The sequence below is a fragment of the Rothia dentocariosa ATCC 17931 genome, assembly GCF_000164695.2.
Lineage (GTDB): Bacteria > Actinomycetota > Actinomycetes > Actinomycetales > Micrococcaceae > Rothia > Rothia dentocariosa.
On record NC_014643.1, the window covers coordinates 1,524,001 to 1,550,858 of the forward strand.

General features: G+C 54.7%; 22 protein-coding genes and 1 tRNA gene. 16 read left to right on the top strand and 7 right to left on the bottom strand.

The window, feature by feature from the left end; translation table 11 throughout:
* Positions 1-4 precede the first annotated feature (4 nt).
* Positions 5-1,195, bottom strand: coding sequence for a 5-(carboxyamino)imidazole ribonucleotide synthase (locus HMPREF0733_RS06625; RefSeq protein WP_013398595.1), 1,191 nt, complete (start codon positions 1,193-1,195; stop codon positions 5-7).
* Positions 1,196-1,393: 198 nt separating this feature from the next.
* On the opposite strand from HMPREF0733_RS06625, the gene HMPREF0733_RS06630 reads away from it, so the two are divergent.
* Positions 1,394-2,029, top strand: coding sequence for a GtrA family protein (locus tag HMPREF0733_RS06630; RefSeq protein ID WP_041321997.1), 636 nt, complete (start codon positions 1,394-1,396; stop codon positions 2,027-2,029).
* A gap of 91 nt (positions 2,030-2,120) precedes the next feature.
* Here the strand turns inward: HMPREF0733_RS06630 and HMPREF0733_RS06635 are convergent, their stop codons facing one another.
* A complete protein-coding gene (locus tag HMPREF0733_RS06635; protein ID WP_013398597.1) occupies positions 2,121-2,930 on the bottom strand; it encodes a TIGR03089 family protein in 810 nt (269 codons plus the stop codon).
* Between the two features lie 657 nt (positions 2,931-3,587).
* Between HMPREF0733_RS06635 and HMPREF0733_RS11430 the strand changes: the two genes are divergently transcribed.
* From HMPREF0733_RS11430 to HMPREF0733_RS06645, 3 genes are all read left to right on the top strand, one after another.
* Positions 3,588-4,073 (top strand): WhiB family transcriptional regulator, encoded by a 486-nt coding sequence (locus HMPREF0733_RS11430; RefSeq protein WP_013398598.1) that lies wholly within the window; start codon positions 3,588-3,590, stop codon positions 4,071-4,073.
* 26 nt (positions 4,074-4,099) lie between these two features.
* Complete coding sequence (locus tag HMPREF0733_RS11000; protein ID WP_080513867.1) at positions 4,100-4,318, top strand: DUF3499 family protein; 219 nt, start codon at positions 4,100-4,102, stop codon at positions 4,316-4,318.
* Positions 4,319-4,436: 118 nt separating this feature from the next.
* Positions 4,437-5,810 carry a TIGR01906 family membrane protein gene (locus tag HMPREF0733_RS06645; RefSeq protein WP_013398600.1) on the top strand — a complete coding sequence of 458 codons (1,374 nt, stop codon included), beginning with the start codon at positions 4,437-4,439 and terminating at the stop codon, positions 5,808-5,810.
* 137 nt (positions 5,811-5,947) lie between these two features.
* On the opposite strand, the gene HMPREF0733_RS06650 is transcribed toward HMPREF0733_RS06645, so the two are convergent.
* Positions 5,948-7,552: a dolichyl-phosphate-mannose--protein mannosyltransferase gene (locus HMPREF0733_RS06650; RefSeq protein WP_013398601.1), complete on the bottom strand. Its 1,605-nt coding sequence runs from the start codon at positions 7,550-7,552 to the stop codon at positions 5,948-5,950.
* Between the two features lie 239 nt (positions 7,553-7,791).
* Here HMPREF0733_RS06650 and rsmI point away from each other — a divergent pair, with 239 nt between their 5' ends.
* The 6 genes from rsmI to HMPREF0733_RS06680 all read left to right on the top strand — a co-directional run bounded on the left by rsmI (position 7,792) and on the right by HMPREF0733_RS06680 (position 13,780).
* Positions 7,792-8,664 carry a 16S rRNA (cytidine(1402)-2'-O)-methyltransferase gene (gene rsmI / locus HMPREF0733_RS06655; RefSeq protein WP_041321999.1) on the top strand — a complete coding sequence of 291 codons (873 nt, stop codon included), beginning with the start codon at positions 7,792-7,794 and terminating at the stop codon, positions 8,662-8,664.
* A gap of 32 nt (positions 8,665-8,696) precedes the next feature.
* Positions 8,697-9,803, top strand: coding sequence for a TatD family hydrolase (locus HMPREF0733_RS06660; RefSeq protein ID WP_013398603.1), 1,107 nt, complete (start codon positions 8,697-8,699; stop codon positions 9,801-9,803).
* Positions 9,804-10,036: 233 nt separating this feature from the next.
* Positions 10,037-10,939 (top strand): capsular polysaccharide synthesis protein, encoded by a 903-nt coding sequence (locus HMPREF0733_RS06665; protein WP_041321698.1) that lies wholly within the window; start codon positions 10,037-10,039, stop codon positions 10,937-10,939.
* Between the two features lie 31 nt (positions 10,940-10,970).
* On the top strand, positions 10,971-11,795 hold the full coding sequence (locus tag HMPREF0733_RS06670) for a glycosyltransferase family 25 protein (protein WP_013398605.1): 825 nt from the start codon (positions 10,971-10,973) through the stop codon (positions 11,793-11,795).
* Positions 11,796-11,871: 76 nt separating this feature from the next.
* Positions 11,872-12,747: a 16S rRNA (adenine(1518)-N(6)/adenine(1519)-N(6))-dimethyltransferase RsmA gene (gene rsmA / locus HMPREF0733_RS06675; protein WP_041322000.1), complete on the top strand. Its 876-nt coding sequence runs from the start codon at positions 11,872-11,874 to the stop codon at positions 12,745-12,747.
* A gap of 28 nt (positions 12,748-12,775) precedes the next feature.
* Positions 12,776-13,780 carry a GHMP family kinase ATP-binding protein gene (locus HMPREF0733_RS06680; RefSeq protein WP_041321699.1) on the top strand — a complete coding sequence of 335 codons (1,005 nt, stop codon included), beginning with the start codon at positions 12,776-12,778 and terminating at the stop codon, positions 13,778-13,780.
* Between the two features lie 18 nt (positions 13,781-13,798).
* On the opposite strand, the gene HMPREF0733_RS06685 is transcribed toward HMPREF0733_RS06680, so the two are convergent.
* Positions 13,799-14,758 carry a glycosyltransferase family 2 protein gene (locus tag HMPREF0733_RS06685; protein WP_013398608.1) on the bottom strand — a complete coding sequence of 320 codons (960 nt, stop codon included), beginning with the start codon at positions 14,756-14,758 and terminating at the stop codon, positions 13,799-13,801.
* Positions 14,755-15,285: an acyltransferase gene (locus tag HMPREF0733_RS10770; RefSeq protein ID WP_013398609.1), complete on the bottom strand. Its 531-nt coding sequence runs from the start codon at positions 15,283-15,285 to the stop codon at positions 14,755-14,757. The genes HMPREF0733_RS06685 and HMPREF0733_RS10770 overlap by 4 nt, the downstream gene beginning before the upstream one ends.
* Positions 15,286-15,680: 395 nt before the next feature.
* Between HMPREF0733_RS10770 and HMPREF0733_RS06695 the strand changes: the two genes are divergently transcribed.
* Positions 15,681-16,709, top strand: a complete 1,029-nt coding sequence (locus HMPREF0733_RS06695; RefSeq protein WP_013398610.1) for a glycosyltransferase — start codon at positions 15,681-15,683, stop codon at positions 16,707-16,709.
* Between the two features lie 77 nt (positions 16,710-16,786).
* Here HMPREF0733_RS06695 and HMPREF0733_RS06700 read toward each other — a convergent pair whose 3' ends face one another.
* The gene (locus HMPREF0733_RS06700) at positions 16,787-18,655 is read right to left on the bottom strand and encodes an ABC-F family ATP-binding cassette domain-containing protein (RefSeq protein ID WP_041321700.1); all 1,869 of its coding nucleotides are present in this window, start codon (positions 18,653-18,655) and stop codon (positions 16,787-16,789) included.
* 238 nt (positions 18,656-18,893) lie between these two features.
* Between HMPREF0733_RS06700 and HMPREF0733_RS06705 the strand changes: the two genes are divergently transcribed.
* The 3 genes from HMPREF0733_RS06705 to HMPREF0733_RS06715 all read left to right on the top strand — a co-directional run bounded on the left by HMPREF0733_RS06705 (position 18,894) and on the right by HMPREF0733_RS06715 (position 21,491).
* Positions 18,894-18,964 (top strand) — tRNA-Gln (locus HMPREF0733_RS06705).
* A gap of 58 nt (positions 18,965-19,022) precedes the next feature.
* Positions 19,023-20,465 carry a bifunctional UDP-N-acetylglucosamine diphosphorylase/glucosamine-1-phosphate N-acetyltransferase GlmU gene (gene glmU / locus HMPREF0733_RS06710; protein ID WP_013398612.1) on the top strand — a complete coding sequence of 481 codons (1,443 nt, stop codon included), beginning with the start codon at positions 19,023-19,025 and terminating at the stop codon, positions 20,463-20,465.
* Positions 20,466-20,504: 39 nt separating this feature from the next.
* A complete protein-coding gene (locus tag HMPREF0733_RS06715; RefSeq protein WP_013398613.1) occupies positions 20,505-21,491 on the top strand; it encodes a ribose-phosphate diphosphokinase in 987 nt (328 codons plus the stop codon).
* A gap of 154 nt (positions 21,492-21,645) precedes the next feature.
* On the opposite strand, the gene HMPREF0733_RS10775 is transcribed toward HMPREF0733_RS06715, so the two are convergent.
* Positions 21,646-24,390 carry an arsenate reductase/protein-tyrosine-phosphatase family protein gene (locus HMPREF0733_RS10775; protein WP_013398614.1) on the bottom strand — a complete coding sequence of 915 codons (2,745 nt, stop codon included), beginning with the start codon at positions 24,388-24,390 and terminating at the stop codon, positions 21,646-21,648.
* 343 nt (positions 24,391-24,733) lie between these two features.
* Here HMPREF0733_RS10775 and HMPREF0733_RS06725 point away from each other — a divergent pair, with 343 nt between their 5' ends.
* Positions 24,734-25,732, top strand: a complete 999-nt coding sequence (locus HMPREF0733_RS06725; RefSeq protein ID WP_013398615.1) for a glycosyltransferase family 2 protein — start codon at positions 24,734-24,736, stop codon at positions 25,730-25,732.
* Complete coding sequence (locus HMPREF0733_RS06730) at positions 25,729-26,856, top strand: acyltransferase family protein (protein WP_013398616.1); 1,128 nt, start codon at positions 25,729-25,731, stop codon at positions 26,854-26,856. The genes HMPREF0733_RS06725 and HMPREF0733_RS06730 overlap by 4 nt, the downstream gene beginning before the upstream one ends.
* Positions 26,857-26,858 lie beyond the last annotated feature (2 nt).

Genomic DNA, 26,858 nt, shown 5'->3' on the forward strand with positions numbered 1-26,858 from the left:
ACTCTTAGAGCGGGCGGCCGTCACGCACAATAGATGCCACATTCGCGGCGGCATCGCGTAGCGCCCGAGTCTCAGCTGCCCGACCGGTAATATTCACATGACCAATTTTACGTCCTGGGCGGGTTTCTTTACCGTAAAAATGAATTTTGGCGCGTGGCTCGGCACTGAGCGCAAGCGGGTACACACCGAAAATATCTTCATTCTCGCCGCCTAGGTAATTCTTCATAATGGCAACTTCGTCGCGCATAGTAGTTGCGCCCAACGGCATATCGAGTACCGCACGCAGATGCTGCTCAAACTGACTGGTTACCGAACCTTCCTGGGTCCAGTGTCCGGTATTGTGCGGGCGCATCGCGAGTTCATTAATGTAGAAGCCTGCTGAAGATCCCGGAACCTCGAAGAGTTCCGCCGCCATTACGCCGGTAACCCCAAGTTCGGTGGCTAGGGTAACGGCTGCATCGGATGCCGCCTGGGCAATTGCGGGGGAGAGGTTCGGCGCGGGTGCAATCACTTCATCACAGACCGAATTCACCTGAATTGTCTCTACGACAGGCCAGGGGAGAACCTGCCCACTCTCACGGCGCGCCACGAGAGCGGAAAGCTCGCGGGTGAACGGAACCTTTTCCTCTGCCAAAAGCGCCGAAAAATCGGTGCGGTGAGGAAGCTCATCAAACCAGGCAGCAGCCTGCTCACGGGCGTGCTGAAGAGAATCCAGCACCATCACGCCCTTGCCGTCATAGCCCCCGCGCGGGGTCTTCAAAACCACGGGCCAGCCGATCTCATCGCCAAAGGCGAGAAGCTCATCCAAAGTTTCAACGCGTGCCCAGCGCGGGTTCGGTAGTCCAAGATCTTCTACAGCCTGGCGCATCATGAGCTTATCCTGGGCATATTGCAGCGCATCCGGATGCGGCTGCACATTCACCCCCTCGGCAATAAGCGCCTGCAAAAATTCGGTGGGAACATGCTCGTGATCGAAGGTAATAACATCTTTGCCACGAGCGAACTCCCGCAAAGTCTCTAAATCCTTATAATCTCCCACGGGCGCGCTGCGCACCGCTGCCACGGCGCCCACCGTAGGGCTTTCAGCGAGAATATGAAGGTCAAATCCAAGGTTCGTTGCTGCGGGCGCCATCATGCGTGCCAGCTGGCCGCCTCCGATAACACCAAGTACAGGTCCAGTTACAGGGTAAGTCACATCACTCAAGTGTACTCTTATGCCCCCAAATACCGGTAGTATTCCGCGCCGCAGACTTGAAAATAACCTGGGAAGTGCATGATAAAACTCAATAAAATAAGGTAAAACGGGATCGGCTGTACTAGTATTTTAGGGATGCTATCAAAATTTAACTCACAGACGCCCAGGTCATCTTAATGGGCAGAAAAGATGGAGAATATGGCTTCAGACTCTCGCTCTACACTGGGTGATCGTCTTAAATCACTGTGGAATACCTACGGTCTAGAGGTACTTAAATTCGGTACCGTTGGCGGTGCCGCATTCTTGGTAAACGCTGCCGTGGTGTGGGCGCTGATGCTTGGTCCTTTCGAGAACGCACATACCAAGGCAAAAGTAATTGCCAGCGTTGTGGCTACCATCTTTGCATGGATTATGAACCGCCTGTGGACCTTCCGCGAAGACCGATCCGAGAACTGGAAACGTGAGGGCATCGAATTTGCCTTTGTGAATATTCTTGGCATTTTGGTTGAGGCCGGATGCGTGTTCTTCACTAACTACGTGTTGGGGCTGCGTTCGCCGGAAGCATCGTTTATCTCCGGTACGATTATCGGCACCGCGCTGGGAACGATTCTGCGGTACTTCCTCTACCGTTTCTGGGTTTACGGCAAGCACCGTAAACAGGTGGATGAAGGGGACGCTACCGAACACGAAGAATTGGGGTACATTTTGAACCAGGCGACGGGCGTGTTGACCGGCTCGGTTCCCGTGGTAGATCCTGCGGCACAGGCCCAGCGTTCGCAACAGAATGTTGAAATTACCGATATTGATAAGCCCTCTACCGGTAAACGTTCATAAATAAATAGACTGTTTGTATACTGCGGCGGATTCTTTTTCTGAGGTTCCGTCGCAGTCTTTTTACCCTCTGAGCGAACTACGCTGCCGTTTTCTAGGAGTGTCCCAAGGTGAGATCTAGAGCTCGCTCAGAACGCAGGAGCGGGTCTAACTCGGTAGCGGTAAAGTCAGCTAGCGGATCGGGTAGGAATACGGCATAACCCGCGATGAGGCAGGCAAGCGCCTCTGTCACGATCGTGAGGGCTGAGGGTGCCGAGTCGAACTCTGAGGGAAGGTGAAGACGAAGCGCTAATGCTCGTTCCCCTGAAGGAAGACGGTAATCGTGACCAGCATGTTCATGTGCCCGAGAGAGCACTCGTGCCGTTAGCTCTGCCGATGTTAAGTTATCGCCCACGGGTGATGAGGTCGAAGCTGGTAAGCCGATGAACTGGTCAGCCTCGCTGCGCACGAGCGCGCAGAAGTCGATAACTTCGGCATCAATCATTGACTTGGCCTCGTGAAAATTGCCAAGGTAGCGCATCGAGAGAGGCCCGCGATCAACGAGAAGAAGATAGTCGGGGTTATTGAGGTTCTGAGCGTGCTCGGTGGTATCTGAGGCGCCTACAAGCGGTTCTTCATCGTCGAAGTAGCCGCCAGCGTAGAGAGTCGCGCAGGCGAGAACCAGAAAACGCCAGTGCAGGGGACCCGTAATCTGCACCCCAGATTCCTCGGTAACTTCGCACTCATTCACCAGAAGATTTGCGCTCTTTGCTACCCAATTCATGAAGACGCGACCGGAGAGCTCGATGCGTTCACCCCCGCGAGCATGCCAGATAAGGGCGGGGGTCTGCACACGCGCGAGAGCATCGAAAATACGCGTGAATGAGCGGGCATTTGCCACGGTCGAGAGTAAATTTTCAGCCATAGAATAACTTTACCGTGTGTAAACTCCCAAAAATTTCGATGCATGATATTACTTTCGGCAGTACACGCGACCACATCATGAGATATTTTTCCTGACGTCATAACAGTTGAAGAAGAAAGTATTTGTAGTCATAAATTTGCGTGCGATGCAAATATACTCTTAAGGATGTTGAAGTTATATTACGGGCGCATTACGGGTGTGAAGTTCATAAAATATCTTGCAGGTGGGTTATTAAAATGTAATAAGTGACACGATTAGGTTTTGAATAGGATATAAAAAACCTGTTTTGACTAGGTGCTTAGGAGTTTGATAGAGCTTCGTTCGAGGCGTAATCTCGGGGGTTTTGGAGGGGGTATGGAGGAACAGATATATACAGAAGATAACGCCCAAAACTTTCATGATGAAGTAATTATTTTGTGGTCTAACACCGTATAAACATTGAAATATTTGACGGTGATCTGCACATACACGGATAAAAGTTATAAGTCCAGTTTGACGAATGGGCGTGTCGCCCTTCTAATAGTTATGTAGGTTTATTTGCGGAAACATCTTTCATGCCCAAAAAACTATAAATCTACAGAGCCAAAAAAGATTCGTTTGCACACCAACGAATCACCGCAGACTCATCTAGCCAATGAGAACACGGAAGGAAAAACTATGGGTTCATACACCTGTGCTGGGTATTCACGCCTGAGCACCGGTATTGCCGGTGAACGCACAGGCGGAACCCGCCAACATACTATGCAAACCGCGCAATCCCTAGAAGAACAAGCAAATATGTTCCTGAGCGTTGCTGACGCAACCACTGAGGAAGGCAGCTTTGCGGCTTCCACAGTTGAGGTAGGCAACATGTTTACCTGCGTCGAAGGCCTCGATATGTGGGCCGCCGCTGCAGGCATGTACGGAACTGAAGGTGATGACGGAGAGCTCGCCTGGCAAACTGATGCGCTGTGTGCCCAAACCGACCCAGAAGCCTTTTTCCCTGAAAAAGGAGGGTCTACTCGTGACGCTAAACGCGTCTGCGAATCGTGCCCCGTTCGTGAAGAGTGTCTAAAATATGCAATGGACAATGATGAGCGCTTCGGAATATGGGGCGGTCTCTCAGAACGCGAGCGTCGCCGGCTACGTAAGCAGGCAAGCTAAGGCGCTAGGAAGGCACAACAGTACCCATGCAGAAAGTTAGACACTGCTCCCGGCAGACCTGTCAACATGAAGCCACGGTGACCCTCAGCTACTCATACGCTGACTCTACGGCGACGATTGGCCCGCTGTCCGAGTACCGCGAGCCACACGCTTACGATCTTTGCGATTACCATGCGGCACGATTAACCGCACCGCAAGGATGGCGAGTCGTCTACACGGTGGAGCTTAAAGCTGAACGATCCTGAGGTACTGCCAGCCTCTCACAACCTTCATAGGAACCTTCCGCCGCTCAGCGGAAGGTTCTTCTCCTATGAAAATAGGACAAACACCCTATCTATACCACTCTATTCAGAAAAGACACCTATGGCACAGGAAAGTCACAGCGGTACCGCATCCTCAGGGCAGAGAGCCTGGGATGCGCTACGCTCCGCGATCGGCACCGAAACCGTTGAAGAAGCGGCGGCGCGTGCTTCCGCCCCCGCAACACAAAGAACACCCGAATCACTGCTGGGAGCATCGGCACAGATGTACACCGAAGCTCCGGATTTTGCAGACAACCCCGATATTCCCAGCGATCTAGCATCCGGCGCACATGACACGAGGCAGCAGGAAGGGGAAAGCGTAGGGCAGCGGGTACGTACTTACACCAGCGTCTCGACCGGGTTTGTTCCTCTTATCCGCGAGGCAAAGGGATCTCCGAAGCACCCCACGCTCAGTACTTTAGTGCAGAAGTTTGACGAGAAAAAGAACGAAGACGCGGCTCCGGCTGAAAAGGCAGCTGCGCCGGATACACCCGCCTCAGAACCCAGTCAAGATGCCGATAACAAAACCCAAAAATCCACCCTGGTGACCGTGGAGAAGGGAACAAAAATCTCAACCGGCTCGCTGAGTTCACGCCCTAAATACCGCACGCAAACAACCCGTACCGTCGAAACTTCAAATGCATGGGAAGAAGATGCGGCACAAGAAGCCGCCGCCGAACGCCCACGCCTGCTCAAGCTCCGTGCCGCCCTCATCACGGCAGCGGTACCGCTCCTCTCGTTTATGATCGCTATTCGGGCCGTCGCGTCCGCACCATTCCTCTGGCTGGAATACCGCAGGCCCGGATTCCCCGAAGACAGCTACGGATTCGACCTCGCCGAACGTATGCGGTTAGGCTCCTATGGGCTGGACTACGTGACCAACCTAGCCCCCGAAGACTACCTGGCGAAAGCCACCACCGGACCGGCAAACACCCCGGCATTCCTCCAGAGTGAAATCCAGCATATGCACGACGTCAAACGAGTCTTGCTCTTCGCAACCATCGCCGTGGCGGTATTCTGCGTGCTGGCCTTAATCGGCAGTATTTCGCTGAAGGAGCGCGCCCCCGGCACTATTCGCCGCAGCCTGTACACCGGCGCTTGGGCTACCGTTATTATGCTTGTGGTGCTAGGTATCATAGGCGCTACCAGCTGGGAATGGCTCTTTACCACCTTCCATACGACCTTCTTCCCGCAAGGCAACTGGCAGTTCCGCATGAGTGATACGCTCATTCGCCTATACCCGCCGCAATTCTGGATCGACGCGGCACTCGCTATCGTGGTGATAACCCTGCTGATAATCGGTGTGCTGCTGGCGTTCACCTGGCCCACGCGCTACCGCCTCGTGAAGGAAAATCGGTATTACAAGGAGCGCTACCAGATTCGCCAGAAAATCAAGGCGATGCGCGCCGAACGTGACGGTGATACCGGAGCTTAGCGGGTACCCGGCACACGTTCCCTCCAGCATAAAAAGGCTCTTGTGGCGAATAAATTGGTGTTTCTAACACCTTATTCACCTCAAGAGCCTTTTTCGTGCAGCATCCTGTTGGTTCCGGGTATTGGGGAACGCCGCCGCTAAATCCAGGTTGGAATCCACATATGCCCGTACCACTGCTCGTAAGGAATAACCTGCCCAGTCCACAGAGGCCAGAAGTATGCGCTCACCAGCAGAACTGCCGTCAGGTATATGCCCACGCACAAAACGCCCACGCGCACGCGTCTGACGGAACTGGTACGGTTCCCCAAAAGCACGCCCAAACAACCCGCTAAGAGGATGAGGAGGAAAGGCTCAAAGGAGAGAGCGTAGAAGAAGAACATGGTGCGGTTCGGGTAGAGGAACCACGGCAGATAGCCTGCGGCGAAAACCAGCAAAAGAGCTCCAAAACGCCAGTCGCGCTTCAGGATAAAAATGACTAGGGCGAGAATTATCGCCGGAATAAATACCCACCAGATCAGCGGGTTACCAATATTGAGGATCGCTTGCGAACAGTTGAGTGCCGTGCATCCTTTTTCACCAAACTTCGGCGCCTCATAGTAGTACGACGTCGGGTGCCCCAGAATAAGCCACTGCCACGCCTGCGACGCGTAGCGATGCTCACTGCTGAGCCCTGAATGGAACTTAAATGCGGATGTATGATATTCCCAGAGTAGGCGCAAATCCTCGGGAAGCCACTTCACAGCACCCGAGTCGGGGAACTGGTTACTCCAGTGGCGGTAGAAAGCGTTTGACGACTTGAACCAGCCAATCCAGGTGGTCAGATAGACGATAAGACCCACGCCAATCATCTGAATAAACGCAGGAATACCCTCTCGAATCAGAGCGACAATACCCCAATTTTTCAACCCTAGGATGCGCCGCGCATTCATATCCCAAAACACCGTCAGCACACCCATTGCAGCAATGAAGAACAGTGAGTTCCACTTCACCGCTACAGCGGCACCGGCACAAATACCGGCGGCAAGACGCCACAGATGCAAACCCGAGCCGGGGCCGAAAACAATCTTCTGCAAGCCCGACTCGCCGTGCGCATCCACAATCTTCATGACATTCGCCGCGAGCCTTCTGCGCGCCGCCTGTCGGTCAAGAAGCAGACAGACAAAAGTCGCTAAAATCCAGAACATCTGGAAAATATCGAGAAGCGCCAGACGGGATTCCACAAACATCAAACCATCAACGGCACCCAGCAGCGCAGCAATAGAGGCAACCGTGACCGAACGGAACATGAGCCACCCGGCAACCGCCAGAAGTGCCACCGAGAGCGTACCAATAATCGCGGCACTCACGCGCCAGCCGAAGGCGTTCTCGCCAAAAATCGCCATTCCCCAGGCAATCATCCATTTACCCAAGGGCGGATGCACCACATACTCGGGGCTGTTCGGTAAGATACCGCTAAAATCCCCCGAAGCGAATGCGTGATCCACGCCGCTTGACCACGAAACTTCATATCCGTAGTGCAGGTACGAATAGGCGTCCTTGGCATAGTAGGTTTCGTCAAAGACAATCGCATTCGGGTGTGCCAGGTTATAAAAACGCAGCACACCCGCTAAGAGTACAATCAGGGTCGGTGCAAGCCAGCCCCAACGGGGTAGCGAAACACGGGCGACGCCCAGAGCCTCGAAAAGATTCGACAGAGAGTACTGCACTCTGGACTTCGTAAAAGAAAGACTAGCGGTTAACATCACCTATCAATCCTATAGGGTGTAAGCCTCCACGTCTTCTTGAAAATACCTGAAACCACAAAAATCTGGCTCACACCATATATAAAATCTATAAAACTACCCCGACATCATGAGGAACTGAGTGCTATAGCGGCACAGCGCATCTCCGAGATGAAAAGCACACACGATACACTGGGGGAGTGAGCGAAAACGAAATGTATGAGCGCGATACACAAAGTACCACCTCCGCCGATACAACAATGCAGCCCCTAGCGTCTGATGAGCGTGAGGAAGGTATTCTCATTCTCGGCGGAACCCCTATCGGCAACCTCTCAGATGCCAGCGACCGGTTACGGCAGGCGCTCGCTACCGCTGATGTGATCGCCGTCGAAGATACTCGCAAGCTCCGCACCCTCACCTCCGGGTTGGGAGTGCACACTACGGGACGAATTATCGTAAATCACGATCATAACGAGGCGGAACGCAGCGCCCAGCTCGTGCAGGCGGTCAGCGACGGGAACACGGTTCTGCTGCTCTCGGATGCCGGTATGCCAACCATCTCAGACCCCGGCTATGTTGCCGCATCCGCCGTTGCCGACGCCGACCTGCCGGCGACCGTGATCCCCGGTCCCTCGGCGGCATTGACTGCGCTCGCGCTCTCGGGACTGCCCACCGGACGATTCACTTTTGAGGGGTTCTTGGCGCGTAAAGGCTCAGAACGTACAAGAAGGCTGAACTCCCTGGCGGCGGAAGAGCGCACCATGATTTTCTATGAATCGCCGCATCGTGTAGCCGCCACGCTCACAGATTTTGCCCGGGTCTTCGGGGGCGAACGGCGTGCCGTCGTATGCCGCGAACTCACCAAATTGCACGAAGAAACCCTGCGCGGCACCCTGAACGAACTCGCTGACTGGGCGCACAAAACCCAGGTACGCGGCGAAATCGTGATTGTGGTTGCTGGCGCCGAGCCTCCCGAAACTCCGCAGGCGCAAGATATCGTGAGCCTCGTCCTCGAACGGGTGGATGCGGGGGAACGCCTCAAAAATGCGTGCGCCGCAGTCGCCGCCGAAACGGGTGCCTCCAAACGAGAACTCTATGAAGCCACCCTCGCCGCTCGAAATGCCAACGTCTAAACACACCTCAACACAGCCCACAGGAGAATACCGTGTGCCATAGCCACTCCGAGCAAACCGAAATCACGCAGGAGTATTTAGACTCCCTTGCAGCCTTGGCACACTATAAGATGCCAAGCGAAGAAGAACTGACGGCGAGCGTGCTTCCGCATGGCTGGCAGATCGAAGAAGGGCAAACTCCCGCGCCCTACCGCGCCGAGCTTTATCGTGACGAGACCGGGGGAGGGATAGCGCAGGAACCTTCGGGCGAAGGCACCCGCCGCCGCTCCACGAAGGGCGGTGACGGACGGTCCCGCAACCTTGTGTTCCCGCCTGCACCCGAGCCCCTGCCTTACGCCATCGTCGATAACCACACCCATATGGATCTGCTTGATGGCGAAGTAGAGATTACTGCCCGGGACGCCCTCGACACCGGGGAAAAACTCGGCATAGGTGCCATTGTGCAGGTTGGCTGCGATATTCCCTCCTCGCTGTATGCGGTTGCCGCCGCCCGCGCCGACCGGCGGGTTTTGGCGGCGGTTGCCGTTCACCCCAACACCGCCCCCGAACTGGAATCCGCCGGTACCCTCGATGAGGCTCTGGAGACCTTGGATGCGCTTGCCGCCGAACCGCGTGTGCGAGCTATCGGCGAGACCGGGCTCGACTATTTTCGCACCGCGGAGGAAGGTGTTGAAGCTCAGCAGCGCAGCTTTCGCGAGCATATTCGCCTAGCGAAGAAGCACGATCTGGCGCTTCAGATTCATGACCGGCAGGCGCACGATGATGTAGTGCGCATCCTCCTTGAGGAGGGCGCCCCCGAGCGTACTGTATTTCACTGCTACTCGGGCGGTGTTGAGCTGGCGCGCATCTGTAATAAGCAGGGCTGGTACATGAGCTTCGCCGGAACCGTGACCTTCAAAAACTCGAAGGATATTCAGGAGTCGTTGCGTGTGGCACGCCCTGAGCTGATTCTTGCCGAGACGGATGCGCCTTTTTTGACCCCGCACCCGTTTAGGGGTCGCCCGAATGCCTCTTACATGACGAACTATACGGTGCGGTTCATGGCGGCGCACCGCGAGCAGAGCCTAGAGGATCTGTGCCGAATTATCCGCGCGAACTCGAAGCGTGTGTACGGCAGCTGGGGAATTGAGGGGTTCTAGACGATGGTAACGAGTGCATAAGGTATAAGTATTTTTTGTGCCACCTTTGTCGAAGCCTGCATGAACTATCACGCGTATATGCTATTATGGTAGATGCTATATCTCACCTTAAGGCTTTACCTCATAATTTCTGGAGCAAATTCTGTCTTTGTGTGATATGGCATCCCGATAAATAGCTTTCTATCCCGTAACGTATCAATAGCATGTTAATGTGAGAGAACTAGGGTAAAGCTGTGTCAATCATTTCTTTTTCAAAAAGAATAAAACATTATATATGGATTAATTATGTCAAAGATGGCGCAGGGATAGATAAGATACGTAGTTGGTACTCGCAGAAAAACCCATATTCTTATGACCTTGAGAAATACACTCATCGTATTGGTGATGTTGTTGTGCCAAACTCTAGTACCTTCTCTGTTAATCACTTATTCTACGATTCCCAACTTCCTAAAGATAATCTTCGAGATGCCCCTAACCAGATATTTGTAGTGTGGACAGGAGATAACGAAATAACGCCTGCCCGTCGGAAATCACTTAATCTTATTCGCTCCACTAACCCTGAGAGTAAAGTTATTCTGGTGACTCCAGATAATCTGGATGACTATATAGTTCCTGGGTATCCTTTACACCCTTCATACGTGAAGTTGAGCTACATTCAGCGTTCCGACTATATGCGTGCCTACCTGATGCACCATCACGGTGGTGTCTATATGGATATAAAACCTATGGATAAGCCCTGGTTACCTCTTCTTGAGGAGCTTAATGCTACCCCAGATATGTGGGTGATCGCGCCGCATGAAAAAAATTCCCGGAATTCGTCACCAGCAAGTGGGGTATTGGGGAAAGACCAGCGTAACTACTATAGGTCGATTGTGAATATGTCTGCTTATGCGTGCAAACCATACAGCAGGTTTACCGATGAGTGGATTTCTGAAATACATCGCCGTATGGATTACTTTTCAACCCTTTTAGAGGGGCGTTATAACTCTCAAGCATTTGAATATATGCCAGAGTATCCTGTCCCCTGGTCTGATTTATCAGGGAATATTGTGAGTCCATTAAGCTTGAAGTATAAAGATAATATAAAAACTATTGCAGGTATGCAATTTGAAATATATTCCGGTGGATACCGGTAAATCATTGTCACATCAAATATAAAGAGGGAAAATGAAAAAATATGTTGTTGCTCTTAAAGACGAAAATCGTCTTGAGTATTTCTTCAGTGCTCCAGGGGGCGCTGGTTTTGATATATTTTGGGGAGTAGATGGGCGTGCTTTACCTATTCCTGGGGAAAGCCCTGAATTTGATAACATCTATTTTGAGAAGAGAGCAGGCCGTCTAGCCCGTCCCGGGGAAGTAGGATGCGCCTTGAGTCATACTTATGTGTGGCGTGATTTTCTAGAAAGCGGGGAAGAATGGGCGCTTGTTGCTGAGGACGATGCATTGATACACGCCTCCATTGATGAAATTGTTTCTCGGGTTATTGAAAAATCTCTCAGTATTGGCGTGGTGAATTTTGCGGATGGCTGGTCCACCCAGATGGGTCGTATGAATGCCCGTACCCCTTACCCCCGGTTGTCATTGTTTTCTCCGTTTATTTGGGGTCGTCACCGTTTAGGGTACTGCGCTAACGACTGGACTGCCTGTACGGGGCTGTATCTGATCTCTCGGTCGGCGGCGCAGAAAATTATTGAGCAGATTGATGCGCGCGGTTCACAATACTGGCTGGCGGATGATTGGCCCCTTTTTGCCGCTGATTTTGGGGTGGATATTAAGGTTGTGCAGCCAGGACTGTGCGGTTGGACAGGAAATAGTCTTATCGAGGAAGACGGGACGCATTTTGTGTACCATAAAGCAAACCAGACAAAAAAACAGCCGCTCCTCAATAAGCTGCGTATTTATGCCGCGCCCAAGGCCCGGCTGAAGAATGCCCAAAACATCGTCAAATCGACTTTCTGGCAGGTACGGAAGAAACGCAGAGTTCTCAAGTAAATTACTCACACCAATGAGTGACGTCCTTCGACCTAGACCTGCAACCTTTCGTAGAATAGATAGGGTGAGAGAAAATCTGAACGATAAACCCCTGCTGGGTCCCCAAGAAATCCGTGACCTTGCCGCGCAGCTGGGCATCCGCCCCACGAAGACCCTGGGGCAGAACTTCGTGATTGACCCGAATACTATTCGCCGCATCGTTACCGCAGCGGATATTACCGACGACGAAACCGTGCTCGAAATCGGTCCCGGACTAGGCTCTCTCACCCTGGGGTTGGCAGATGCCGCGCGTCACGTTGTCGCGGTTGAAATCGATCCGCCGTTAGCGCAGCAGCTACCGCATACTATCGCCAAATTCCGCCCCGATAAGGCACAAAACGTTAATGTGGTGCTTATGGACGCTCTCAAGGTGACTGAGCTTCCCCACACGCCGGATGCGCTGGTCGCTAACCTGCCCTATAACGTGGCGGTTCCGGTGCTTCTGCACCTTTTCGCGCAATTTCCGAGCATTTGCCACGCCTTGGTGATGGTGCAGGATGAGGTTGCCGATCGTCTGGCGGCGAAACCCGGATCCAAGATTTACGGGGTTCCTTCGGTGAAGGCAAGCTGGTATGCTGAGGTCTTTAAAGCGGGGGTTATCGGTAAAAACGTATTCTGGCCCGCCCCGAAGATTAACTCCGGGCTTGTGGGTTTCAGTATGCGCCCGCAACCGCTCGCCGATATTGACCGCGACGAAGTCTTTACCGTGATTGATGCTGCCTTTGCCCAACGGCGGAAGACCCTGCGGGCCGCGCTTGCCTCGTGGGCTGGTTCTGGTGCTCGTGCCGAGGCGATCCTGACCGAGGCGGGTATTACCCCCACTGAACGTGGTGAAAAGTTAGATATTCACGGGTACATTCGGATTGCCCAGGCGGCGCATCGGGTGCCAGCTTTAGTGGCGGATGAAAGTTAAGACCGGAAAACCGGAAGATGGAAAAAGAATGCATGTTCTAGAAACTCGGGCAAAAGCGCCCGGCAAAGTAAATCTCTATCTTGCCGTGGGTAACCCCCGCGAGGACGGCTACCATCCGCTCGCCACGCTCTTTTCTTCGGTCAATATCTACGAAACCGTAACCGCACGCGATGGTCAGAAACCGGGAATTACCCTGAGTCTGGATATTGTGCCCGGCTCCCTGGTCGATCAGCAGCACCTTGCCGGAGAGTTTGATCTAGCCGAGGTGCCGTTGGACGAGTCGAACCTGGCGCATCGTGCAGCCGTCTCTATGGTGCAGGCGCACGGGCTCACCGTGAACGATCTGAACCTGCACCTGCATATCGATAAGGCCGTTCCCGTGGCCGGGGGCATGGCGGGTGGCTCGGCAGATGCCGCCGCCGCGCTTCTTGCCGTCGATCAGTATCTCTATGAGAAGCGGCTTTCCGAACGTACCCTCGGACTCGAAGAGCTGCTTGCCCTAGCTGCGCCTTTGGGTGCTGACGTACCTTTCGTGGTGCGTGCCGCGTTCCCGCTGGGCGGGTTGGCCGTGGGGGAGGGGACCGGAACCGAGCTGCGCATTGTGGAGCTGCCTGAAGACATGATTCCGCTCGATATTGTGCTGGTCGCCGCCTCAGAAGGACTCTCGACCCCGCAGGTGTTTAGCGAGCTTGATGAGGGACGCGCCGCCGGGCGTTACCCCGAAGCTGGCGAGCTACAGGTTCCTTCGGGGCTGCTGCACGCGCTAACCCAGACGGAGGCGCCGATTGCGCGCATCCACGAAATTGGCAGGCAGCTTCGCAACGATTTGCAGGGACCAGCCGTGACCCTAGCACCCGATCTTGAAACTATTTTGACCATGGATAATGAGAGCATGGTTGAGGCGTTTGTCTCTGGGTCAGGGCCTACCGTGGCTATTCTTGCGGAGGATGCGACCGCAGCTGATGAACTCGCCGCAGCACTTCGCCGCCGAGGCCGTCACGCGATAGCCACACAAACCCCCGCGATGCTCTAATTCCTTGGGAATAGTCCCTTATTCCTCTGTAATAGGCGCAGTATCCAGCCGCAGCGGCTTCGGAATACGCTTGAGAATGCGGTACTGAAGAATACCCTCCAGCGCCCCAAGATTGCCGCCCGCCAAATATGCCGCCCGAAAACGAGTCGTAGGGTTTATAAGCTTAGGGGCCTGCCGCAGAATCTCCAGGATAGATGCCTTCGTGCTGGGGCCGCGCATTCCATGCTGCCGATAGTGCACCCACAGCAGTACCTTGTATTTTTGGTAGGCGCGCTGCTGATGAAAAATGCGTTTAGGTTTATCCCGCAGAATATAGTGCAGAAGCGGCCCATGCGTAAGCGCCGCCGGAACGCCTGCAAGCTGCACACGCCAGGCAAAATCGGTCTCTTCGGAACTCTTATATGAAGAATCCATACCCCCGGCTTCAAGATATACGCGGCGAGGAATCGAAAAATTACCCCCGGCAACCGTCGGCAGAAAACCAGCATAGGGGGCGAGCTCATCGTCGTAGAAAATCCTGGTGCGTGTGCTCAGAGTTTTCTGATCATCGCCGGGTTCAAGACCGTAAGCCCGCAGAACTTCAGGAGTATTAACCCGATCATGAAGCAGAGACCCGCTTGCTATGACAGGGGAATATAGGTTTTGCACGTGCAGATGCGAAACCACCCAGTCGGGTTCTACAAGATCATCGCCATCGCAGAAGATGAGGACATCACCCGCGGCTTGTACCGCCCCCATATTGCGGGCGTGGCTGGCTCCGGCACGCTGGGATGCATCTACTACCCGCAGGGGATAGGGGGCATTGTAGCCTTCGACCACAGCGCGAGTGCCGTCGGTACTGCCGTTATCACAAATGAGCACCTCAAAACTGGGGTTGCCGGTTTGGGCTGCGAGGGCATCAAGCTGCTGCGTAATATAGTTGGCGCCGTTATACACCGGAATAATGACGGATGCTGCAATGGGCTTGGGGCGAGTCACGACCGGTCTCCCTTCACCTGCTCGGCTACCGGGTACGAGCTCCCTTCGGCATCAAGGTCACGGATGCGCCGCGCCGGAACGCCCGCATACACACCATGAGGCGCACAATCGTGCACCACCACGGCACCGGCGGCAATCACGCATCCTTCGCCGATCGTAACCCCGGCGGTAATGACAGCGTTTTGCCCCACCCACGTGCCGTTTTTGATGTGTACGGGACGAGTAATATTTGTTCCCGCGCGCTGAGCGGCAGAACCAATTTCATGGGTATCGGCAAAAATGGTGACGCGCGGCCCCAGAAAAACATTATTTCCCAGAGTCGTATGCGCGCCCACCAAAGTTTCTTTATTGACAAAACAATTCGTGCCCATTACGACCTTAGGCATAATAGTGGAACTAGGATCGCAATATGTTCCGGTACCAAAAACAATGCCATTTTTGGTGAGTTCACGTCGTTTTTGCGCATTCGTGCGTTCTCGCCGCATAAGATGCAGGCGGTATTTCAAATCTTTGAGTTTCTGAATCATGAGAATTCGTGTGAGTGAGTGTGACCTATGCGGCTATACCACCGTGGCAAGCCTGTCTGAAGATATTGTAGCCTACCTGCAGGCGGCGGTCAGCGGAGTGTTTTTTGGTAGGGAGTAACGCGAGAGTGTTTTCTTTATACGGGATCAGTTTATGGCACCCGCATGAAGAAAACACTCCTGGAATTTATGATGCACTGAGTATTGCCTCCGTGTCTCTCAATAGTCTGTGATATAAAACCCACTCCGTCATGGTGATTACCAAGTATCCCGGACGATACCTAAAACGTATATACTAAGTGGTATATCGCGCGGTGTGATGACGCACATTTTGCATAGTTCAGGTCAAAATTACGCGCGACCTATTCCCGCTCGAACTCGCACGAAATGAATACCCCATGCCCCACGACGTAGATATTATCGTAGGCGTTCCCGAAGGCGCCGGGTGGGCGCCCATCCATGAGATGGCGCGCCTGATGGCATCGTACTTGGACGCGCGCATCGTCACCCCTGACCCGAGCGCATCGCTTACACCCGCTACCAAAATTTTGGGGCGCCTGCCGCGTATTCCCGGCGGAGGACGTACCGCCCTTGTTATCGCCAGTGACCCCGGACAGCTTTACGCTATCGCGCAGCCGCGCCTCGCTGCACGACGCTATGCTGGGGTTTACGGGTGGGTTATCGATAGTTTCTGGGATGACCGCATTCCCGCCATCGCCACCAACGGAACCTATAACACCGTTTTTGTGGCGGACCGCGACGACGTGCACGATTGGCGCAGTGCCGGGGTCAAAAATGTGCGGGTGCTTCCCTGGGGTGCAGACGTGTGGAGTAAATTCGATGAGCATCTGGAGCATCCGAAAACCACCGATGTACTTCGTGTGGGGCGCCAACCCCCCGCCTATGACGACGATGAACACACTGCAGAACTTGCCCGGCAAGCTGGAATAACCTTCGCTGGGCGGCCGCCGTTCGGCGTAACCGATCGTGAATCCGTCGAGTCTTTGCAGAGAGCACTCGCGGACGCCAAGTTTGTACTGGCTTTTAGTACTTTGGTGAGCCCCGCATCGTACACGCACCCAAACAAGGAGTACATTACCGGGCGCTGGACGGACGCGCTCGCCCACGGGGTGACCGTGGTGGGGCAGGTGCCTAAAACCGAAAGTACGCGCGAGATACTGTGGGATGGAGCGACCGTCGATATTGACCCGCAGGATGCTCGCGCCGGGCTGAATGCGGTGGCGCAGCTTGTGAGCGAATGGACACCTGAGCAGAGTCGAAACCAGGTGCGTATGGCGCTGCAAAGACTGGATTGGCGGCACCGTTTCACCGAGCTATTTCAGGCTGCGGGTTTGCGCAGCCCCCGGCTGGATGCGGACCTAAAGGCTATGGCTGCGGAACTTGCGGATGCTTCCCCGAGTTTATAAAAAGAGCCTTGATAGTGAATGCAACGTTGAGGAACCCGTTTGATTCGCTATCAAGACTCTTTTAGCAGGGGAGCGGGCTATCCGAGGAGTTCCGAGAGTTCCAGCCAGCGCATCTCTAGCTCGTCGATCTCATCCTGAAGCGCCTGCTGTTTTTGCCCCAGGTCGGCAAGCCCGGCGTAATCGGCGGGGTCGTGTATGCTCATCTGCTCGGAGAGCTTGCTCTGTTCCTCGCCCAATTTTCCGAGGCGACGCTCAATCGCGGCGGATTCCTTCTGTGCCGCGCGTGCCTGTGCCCCCGATACTTTCGGCGTGCTCTTAGGGCCAGAGTCCGTTGGTTCAGCTTGGCCACCAGAAACCGAAGAATCGTTCTTTTTCGTTGGGGCGGATGCACCGCCCGTAACACCAGCGGCAGAACCGCCCCGACCCGCTGCGGAAAGTGCCAAATATTCGTCCACCCCACCGGGCAGATGCCGGAAGGAACCGTCAATCACCGCATACTGCTGATCGGTCACACGCTCCATGAGGTAACGGTCGTGAGAAACTACCAGCAGAGTACCGGGCCAGGTATCGAGCAGATCCTCCATCGCCGCCAGCATATCGGTATCCAGGTCGTTTGAAGGCTCGTCCAGAATCAGTACATTCGGCTCGTCCAAGAGAATGAGCATGAGCTGTAGTCGTCGTTTCTGCCCACCCGAAAGATCTTTCACCGGGGTAGAAAGCTGTGCGCTCGTAAAACCTAGTCGTTCCAACATCTGCGAGGGCGACATCTCTTTGCCGTCGGCTATATAGCTGCGCTTCTTGCGACCGATCACATCAGATACGCGGTCGTTCTCAACCTCTTTCAGCTCATCCAGCTGCTGGGTGAGGGTGGCAACCTTGACGGTCTTACCACGTTTCACGCGCCCCTCGGTTGGTTCCAGAGAACCGGTGACCAAGGCAAGCAGGGTAGATTTTCCGGCACCGTTCACGCCCAAAATACCGGTGCGCTCACCCGGCGCAATCCTCCAAGTTACGCGACGCAGCACCTCACGTTTGCCGTCGGGCAGCGAAGAATCCTCAAAGGTGACCGAGACGTTCTCAAGATCCACCACGTCCTTACCCAAACGGGAAACCGCCATCTGCTTGAGTTCCACGGTATTACGTACCGGCGGCACATCGGCAATCAGCGCATTCGCCGCATCAATACGGAACTTCGGCTTCGAGGTGCGCGCCGGGGCACCGCGACGCAGCCACGCCAGCTCTTTGCGCATCAGGTTCTGGCGCTTTGCCTCCGCGGCGGCCGCCTGCCGATCGCGCTCCACACGCTGCAGAACGTAAGCCGCATACCCGCCTTCAAAAGGTTCCACGATATTATCGTGAACCTCCCAGGTGTCGGTACTGACTTCATCAAGAAACCAGCGGTCGTGAGTGACCACCAGCAGACCGCCCGCGTTCTTGCTCCAGCGGCTTTTCAGATGATGCGCAAGCCATGTAATCGCCTGCACGTCCAGGTGGTTAGTGGGCTCGTCCAGCATGAGCACATCCCATTCCTGTATCAGCAGAGCCGCCAGAGCCACGCGGCGACGCTGCCCACCCGAGAGTGAAGAAACCGGCGCATCCCAGGGCAGGTCAGACACCAAACCCGCAATAACATCACGAATACGCGGCTGCGAGGCCCACTCATACTCCGGAGTATCGCCCACCAGAGCATAACCGACCGTATGGGAAGCGTTGAGAACGTCGGACTGATCCAGATACCCGATGCGCGTGCCACCGCGCGCCGTCACGCGCCCGGAGTCCGGTTCAAGACGCCCCGCCAGAATCTTCATGAGTGTGGATTTACCGTCACCGTTGCGACCCACAATGCCGATGCGGTCGCCCTCATTAATGCCGACGGTCACCCCCTCGAAAATAGTGCGGGTAGGGAACTGAAGGTGCAGCGCTTCGCCGCCAAGTAAATGTGCCACATATCCAGGGTAACGCCTGACTCCCACACGCCTGGAAGCCTTCGTATAAATCCGGCGAAAACCACGCCGGTGAGAGATAAATCCCAGGGTATCTGAGGCACCACAGGCACCGCATGAACACAAAAATTAGGGCTTCCCAAGGGCACAGAGTGGCGTGTGTGAGAACGCTGCTATTTTTGCTACACTATGGAGTATCCGTTTCTTTGTCCGTCAATCCGACGGGTGTTCATGCGGATAATCCGCCATGGTGTAATGGCAGCACAGCGGCCTTTGAAGCCGTTTGTCTAGGTTCGAATCCTGGTGGCGGAGCGAATAGTTCGGGGGTAGACTTCCGGCTATATCCCACACCTAACAAGGAGACATCTAGGTGAACGCAGAAAATCGGAAGGCACCTTCGGCTGTTATTGTTTTGGCTGCGGGAGCTGGCACTCGTATGAAATCTGCTACCCCCAAAGTTATGCACGCGATAGGCGGCCGTTCCATGGTGGAACACGCCGTAGCTGCCGCCCGAGACCTAGACCCCCAGCGTCTAGCCGTTGTAGTGCGGCACCAGCGTGATAAGGTAGCCCAGCATATTCTTGACTTTGATGCCCAGGTCACTATTGTCGATCAGGACGATATTCCCGGCACCGGTCGAGCCGTCGAAGTCGGTCTTAATGCCCTCGATAATTCCGATCTCGTTGATGGTACCGTGTTGGTCACCTACGGCGACGTACCCCTGCTTCGCGCCGAAACTCTGCGCGAACTGATGGACTTCCACGAAGAGGGACGCAACGCCGTTACCGTGCTCACCACCAATATCGAAGAGCCCGGTGCCTACGGGCGCATCGTGCGCGACCAAGCGGGCGAAGTTACCGCCATTGTGGAGGCCAAAGACGCAACCCCCCAAGAGCTGGCGATTACCGAAATCAACTCGGGTATCTACGCTTTCGACGCCAAGGTTCTGCGCGAAGCCCTGCTAGAGGTCACGACCGACAACGCACAGGGCGAAAAATATATTACCGATGTGCTGGCTATAGCCCGCGATAAAGGGCACCGAACCGCCGCCCTCGCTATTGAGGATCGCTGGGAGGTTGAAGGCGCGAACGACCGCGTACAGCTCGCGCAGCTTGGGCGTAAACTCAACGAACGCATCCTGGAAAAACATATGCGTAACGGTGTAACTATCGTGGACCCCCACAACACCTGGATCGACGTAACCGTTACCCTTGAAAACGATACAACTCTGCTGCCCGGCGTGCAGCTGCACGGGACAACATCGGTCGCCACCGGTGCAACTATTGGTCCGGACACAACCCTGACCGATATGACTATCGAAACCGGCGCAACCGTCATTCGCAGCCACGGTTTCGGCGCGACCATCGGCGAAAACGCCACCGTGGGTCCCTTCTCATACCTGCGCCCCGGTACCGTTCTGGGCGCGAACTCAAAACTCGGTGCCTTCTGCGAAGCCAAGAACTCACAGATCGGCCAGGACGCCAAGGTACCCCACCTCACCTACGTAGGGGATGCCGAAATCGGCGAAGGCGCCAATATTGGTGCGGGATCCATCTTCGCTAACTACAACGGGGTTACTAAAAACCGAACCGTTATCGGCGCGCATACCCGCATGGGGTCGGGCGGCATCTACGTGGCACCTGTCACCGTTGGAGACGGCGCATATTCTGGTGCGGGAGCCCTGATCCGCAAGGATGTTCCGGCGGGCGCGCTCGCTATTTCTGAGACTTCCCAGCGCAATATTGATGACTGGGTTCTAAAAAATCGTGAAGGAACCGAGTCTGCACAGGCTGCTGAGGCCGCGCAGGAGTAGTTTTCACACACCGAGTTCACAAGGAAAGCGAACACAATCATGTCTAGCGAGATTACCAATCCTGGGATGCGTAAAATGGCAGTGGTGTCCGGGCGGGCGCATCCGGAACTAGCCGAAGAAATCGCTGCTGAACTGGGGCATGACCTGCTGCCGACCTCTGCGTATACCTTCGCCAACGGTGAGACCTATGTGCGCTTCGAGGAATCTGTGCGCGGCGCCGATGCTTTCGTGATTCAGTCGCACCCGGCACCCATCAACGAATGGCTGATGGAACAGATGATTATGATCGATGCGCTCAAACGTGCCTCCGCCCGCTCGATTACCGTAGTTTCGCCTTTCTACCCTTATGCCCGCCAGGATAAGAAGCATAAGGGACGTGAGCCTATTTCGGCTCGTCTGATTGCCGATCTGTACAAGACCGCTGGCGCGGACCGTCTGATGTGCGTCGATCTGCATACTTCGCAGATTCAGGGTTTCTTTGATGGTCCGCTCGACCACCTCTTCGCTATTCCAGTTCTAGCGAATTATATTCGCGGGCGCGTTGAGAACCCCGAGAACGTGACCGTCGTTTCCCCGGATACCGGTCGTGTACGCGTGGCTGAGCATTGGGCTGCTCTGCTCGGCGGTGCCCCTTTGGCCTTCGTGCATAAGACACGCGATATTAACGTGCCGAATCACGCCGTCTCGAAAACCGTCGTGGGCGACGTTGAAGGGCGTTCCTGCGTACTGATCGACGATATGATCGATACCGGCGGAACCATTGCTGGCGCGGTTAAGGTTCTGAAGGATAAGGGCGCGAAAGAAGTCATTATCGCGGCAACCCACCCCGTATTTTCCGGTGAAGCCGTCGATATCCTTTCCGGATGCGGTGCCTCCGAAGTGGTTGTCACTAACACGCTGCCCGTGCCTGCCGAGAAGTCTTTCGATAATCTGACGGTTCTATCGATTGCTCCGCTGATAGCACGTGCTATCCGTGAGGTTTTCGACGAAGGATCCGTGACCAACATATTCAACGATCACGCCTAAATCGTATATATCGCATTAACCCCGTGGCCGAGCTTCGACAGTTCGGACACGGGGTGATGTTATTGGGCCCAGAAAAATGTCCCCGTCTGAGAACGCTAGCGCTCAGACGGGGACATTAACTACTTAGAGGCTATGCACCTCATAATCTGCTGTTTTAGTTCTGCACCTGTGCCTGCGAGAGCCACGGCAGAATCTCGAAGAGCGAGTTTTCAATCTCATCGACCGCAATGCGTGCCGCCTCTTTACCCTGACGGTACGGATCACCAATGTTATCGCTTGAGCGCGGTGCTTGATTATGGCTGTACAGGTATGAGATCGGTTCTGCCTCGGAACCGACTTCTTGCTTCAGGTTAGCTACCTGCTTGATGAGATGAACCTTATGGTGGTACTGCGGCCATTCGCGGATAATCCAATCGGCGTGTTCCGCCTCCGCCACCAGGATCAGGGTAGCGCGTTCCACCATGTCTTCAGTGAGCTGCTTGGCGCGGTACCCGGAAATATCGTAGCCGCGCTCGTCAAGCTGTTTACCCACGTGACGGTATACGCGCGAGCCCGAAAGTGCCGAAGTTCCGGCGCTGGTGAAAATCCAGTCATCGGTCAGACCGTATTCTTCGGAGAGCTGGCTTGCAATAATCTCTGCCGCCGCACTGCGCGCTACGTTCCCGGTACACACGAAGACCGCTTCCATAGGCCCCTGGAGCCGGGGAGCGAGCCTGCGCCTGCGCACCACGCCCGAGCGAACTTCGCCCGGCGCGAGCTTAAACGGAGAAGCATGGGATGCTGCGCGTTTTACGGGACGCACGGAAGCTGTCGGATGCACAGATGCCTGAGCAGGAGCCGAACGGAAACCCGTCGGCTGGGCTGCTGACTGGGCACTCTGCGTATCCGTATCCTGCGCATCCTGGGCGGAAGTGGAGAGCGCGTTGTTTGCGCCATCACGCACCTTCAAGGTCTGGTGAGTGGGCCGCGAGAGCTCTGTGCGGGTGTTCTCGTTAGAAGTGGAACGAGCATTATCACGCTGAGCAAGTTTTCGCGCCAGCTGAGCCTGATTCTGCTCGCGCTGCTCTCGTTCAGACTGAGTCTGCTCGTTCTGCTGCCCGGCATTGGATTCTTCAGCGCGCGTGCGTTGAGCCTGTTCCTCTCGGCGACGGCGAGCCTCTAGACGTTGACGGTGAACTTCCGCGCGTTCACGTTCGCGCCGGGCCGCTTCATCTTCCTGGCGCTGCGTTTCCTCTGTCTGAGACTGCTGATTTTCTCCACTGTGAAGATTCAGTTCTTCCTGCGCGCGGCGAATGGCGATTGCCTCTTTACGGGTCTGCGGCTTATACCCAGGCTGCAGAAGCTTCTCCATATCGAAGCCCGCGAACTCGGGCTTGTTCGCAAGTTTCTCGCTGATAGAGGGTTCGCTCTGCTTTTGCCTCGTTGGAATATCCTCCGGGGTCTGCTTGGATGTTGCCGGAAGGCTATTCCACGGATTAGCGGCAGCAGACTTTTTCTGGGGTGTGGGAATGCTGTTCCACGGGTTATGGGTTGCTGCTGTAGATGCCGTTGCCGTGCTCTGCTGTTGAGTCTGTTGCTGGGGAGTTTCAGGCTTTTTATGAGTCTGAGCATCTTGGCGTGCGCGAGCCTGCGCCGCAGCAACAATTTTGGCGGGGGAGTAGCCAGGGTCGGACTGCGCAAGATGCGACTGAACCGGCTTAGACTGCACAGAGGAACGCGAAGCTACTTCAGCGGGCCTTGGCTGTTGGTGGATCCTTCGCTGCGGTTGATGTGCCTGGGCGCGCTGCTGGGTGGGCTGGCTCTGGTTCTGCTGCGCCGATGAAGGACTCTGCTGGCGCTGCGCCATTTGCTCATTTGCTTGACGCGCAAGGTTGGTGCGCACCGTATTCTTCAAGGCAGCATTCCGAGCTGCAGGGTTCTTGGCAATCGAATTCTTGGGGCGTACCTTTTTTGCGCCGGTTGTTTTTGCGGATGCGGTGCGCGCCTGAGCTGACCTCTGCGGCGCTGTGCCAGACTTGGGGCGCTTGTTCTGCGCCGCAGCTGCGCCGGGTGCTTGTGAACGAGACGAGGTGGAACGCTGGGTTATGGGTATCCGCGCGGTCTTCGGGCGCGGAGAATTCGTGCGCGCAGCAGTATTTTCCACGCGAGGAGTCTGCTGCTGAGATTTATGCTGTTTTGCGTAACGCTGTGCCGCAGCCTGCACATCGTTGGTATCCATGAGAACCGTTTGATCCAGCTCTGCGCTGTTCGTGGTCGGCTTGGTAATCTGCTGCTCTGGCTTCTTTTTATGCTTTGAAATCTTGCCGTGGAATTCGCCGATGTTAATCGACCTAGTTTTCCGAACCATCGGGCTTGACTGCGTCTGCGGTGCCGCCTGAGAATTTTTACGGTTGCCGCCCACGGAACGCTGTGCCCCCGTAGCGGAAGAAAGTATGCTCGCGGCACGGCGGCGAGCATCGGCTGCCTGCTGCGCCCGCCTCTCTGCGGCCTGTTTTTCAGCTGCAGCACGTTCTGCAGCACGCCGTTCTTCTGCTTCGGCGACCGCAATATCGCGTGCCGCGCGTATGTTAATGCTGGATGTTACCGGCCCAGTGTGATGCAAACCCTGGGAGCGAGATTCGTCCTCTCGCGCTTTCCTCTTTTGAGCTGCGAGCGAGCGTACTTCTTGTGGAAGATCCTGTGACCTACGGGAAGCGCTGCGTGCGGAACGTTGGGGCAGGTCATGTCGCGCGCTCAAACGTGCGACCCCGTCCTGAAGGGAAGACCTTGAGGATTCCCCTGCTCGGCGGCGTCCGGAAGCGGTATCGGCGGAGGGGGACTCACGGTTATCCTGCCCGGCAGGTACACCAGAGTCAGACAGATATTTGTCCCTGAGGGACTGAATATTAAAAATTCCCATGGATACCTTTCAGAGTCTCGGACGCTCCAGAAGCGCATTGCATTGCCTCCAGGGCAGGGCTACTCACCTATTATTTTACCTGTAGAACACAATTTGTCAGTCTTTGGAGGGTTCCTAGCGTGTATCTCGATGTTGTGTTAGGCACGAGCAGAGTACACGACGGTAGTGTTTACTCGGATAAATTTTCGCGAAAAAACTATGTATCATAATACGTCTTATACGCCGCAAAGATTAAGTAGAAATATGCATAATCTGAAAATAATCCTGATCTGCATGCTAAAATCTACATACGTATTTTACGTGTATTTTTATAGGCGCCTGCCGTTTCACGAAAGCACAATTCATGAAATTCCTCACCGCACTGCGGACTGAACTGGGGCAGCTAAGCTATTCACTCAAAGCTCGTAAAACCCCTCAACAATGGCGAGATCAATACGCCGCAATTCGTGGTATCCGCATTTTTAACACGCCATCTATACACTATCGAGGCCTCCGTACAGAAGTATGGGGTATTGCGATGGTTAAAGATGAAATAGATATTTTGCCTTCTGTTATTGACCATATGTTTCAACAGGGAGTACATCGGCTGCTTATTGCGGATAATCTTTCGCATGATGGTACCCGGGAATATATTCGTGAAAGATCAACTCACGACTCTAGAATTATCTATGCTGAAGATAATTACATTCCGTATGTACAATCCGAGAAAATGACGTGGTTAGCGCATCTGGCCTGGCGATACGGTGCGCGATGGGTTATTCCTTTCGATGCAGACGAATTTTGGTATGCGCCTTCAGATACGCTCGCAAAATTTTTACAGACCTGCCAAAGCTCGGTAATTTATGCCGGATTCCATCATTCGGTACCTGTCACGGAGAACCCGAGTGATGTTATCAACACGGAACTTGTGATGGATACGGCAGATTCCTTCCCCGGGAAGGTGGCCTTTCGTGCCCATCCTTTTGCTGTTGTGGTACGTGGTAACCACGAAGTATGCCGTTTAGGCGCTCATGAACGTTCCTTTGAGATCGTGCATGTGCAGTATCGGGGGGCTGCTCAGATTACGCGAAAAGTTCGGCAAGGGGCCGCTAGTGCTGTGAGCACAGGCCGAGACGCCACAGTGGTTACTCCGCATTGGCTTGCTGGCAGTAAGCTCAGCGATAGCGAGATTCAAGAGGTATGGACCAATATCTCTCACGGTCTGCCGGATGATCGCATCCAGTTCAAAGCTGAAGGTCCTATGGCGCGCGGAAAATTTTTGCGGTGGAAAAGCTGGAACGAAGACGGTTCCTTGAACAAATTCTCTTCTGATGCCTCAGGTAATGCTGGGGGCTCATCATGAGTAAAGAATCTGCACCCGTTATGGCAGGAGTACCCAGTACTAGGTACGTTATGCTGGATAGCCTGACAATTTTGCGGGGTCCGGCTGCGCTATTCGTCTTTTTCTACCATACGAGGTGGGCGCATGTGGTTCCTAGCGCATCCGTGGGATATGTAGGAGTCGCATTGTTCTTCGTGCTTTCGGGCTTTGTGCTGACCTGGTCGTATAAGCCCGCCGACGGAGCCAAGAAATTCTACCTGCGTCGATTTGCGCGTGTATACCCGCTGCACCTTTTCTTCTTTGCACTTGCCTTGGCAATTCTCGTCCTGACTCAGGAAGCCCCATCTGCGGGTGCTACATTAAGCAACCTGATTCTGCTCCACACCTGGGTGCCGAATTGGGACTATATTTTTTCGGTCAATGGGGTGAGCTGGTCTTTAGGCTGCGAGGCTTTTTTCTATGCCTGTACTCCGCTCGTGTTGGGGTGGCTCAGCCGCCGCTCCCCGAAGGCGGGATATCCCGTTTTGGCGGGTTGGTTCCTGCTGACGGCGGCGGTGGCGAGCGCTATAGCACTTACCTCTAATTACGCCGATGTTGTGGTGTACGCTAACCCGTTGCTTCGTTCGGGTGAGTTCGCCTTAGGCATGCTCTTAGGGCTGCTGGCGCTTAAAGTTCGTGACGGCGATTTAGCGATGCCACGGATACGTACCTGGCAACTGTGTGCGGTAACAGCACTTGCTTTAGCCGGGATTTCTGGTGTTTCTAAAGTTAGTTTGCCGCAGACCATCAACGGGTTTGTTCTTGACCCGGTATGGTTCTTGCTGATTGGGATGTTTGCGCTTCACGATATACAGCGCGCGCAATCGCATCATCAGGTTGGTGCGCCGGTGCCGGGGAATTGGATACGCCGCTCTCTCGTGTATTTCGGTGAGGTGAGTTTTGCCTTCTATCTGGTCCATGAAATTGTTATTTTCCGATTCATCAAGACCTCTTTAGGTCGCGATATGATTCGCGTGGATGCACGGGGAATCTTGATGATGCTCATAATCTTGGTGATTTCTATACTTGCAGCGATTATTGCGCATCATGCGATCGAACGTCCCGCACGTATTATGATTCTCAAGGCTTCCACCCGTACCCTGTGAGG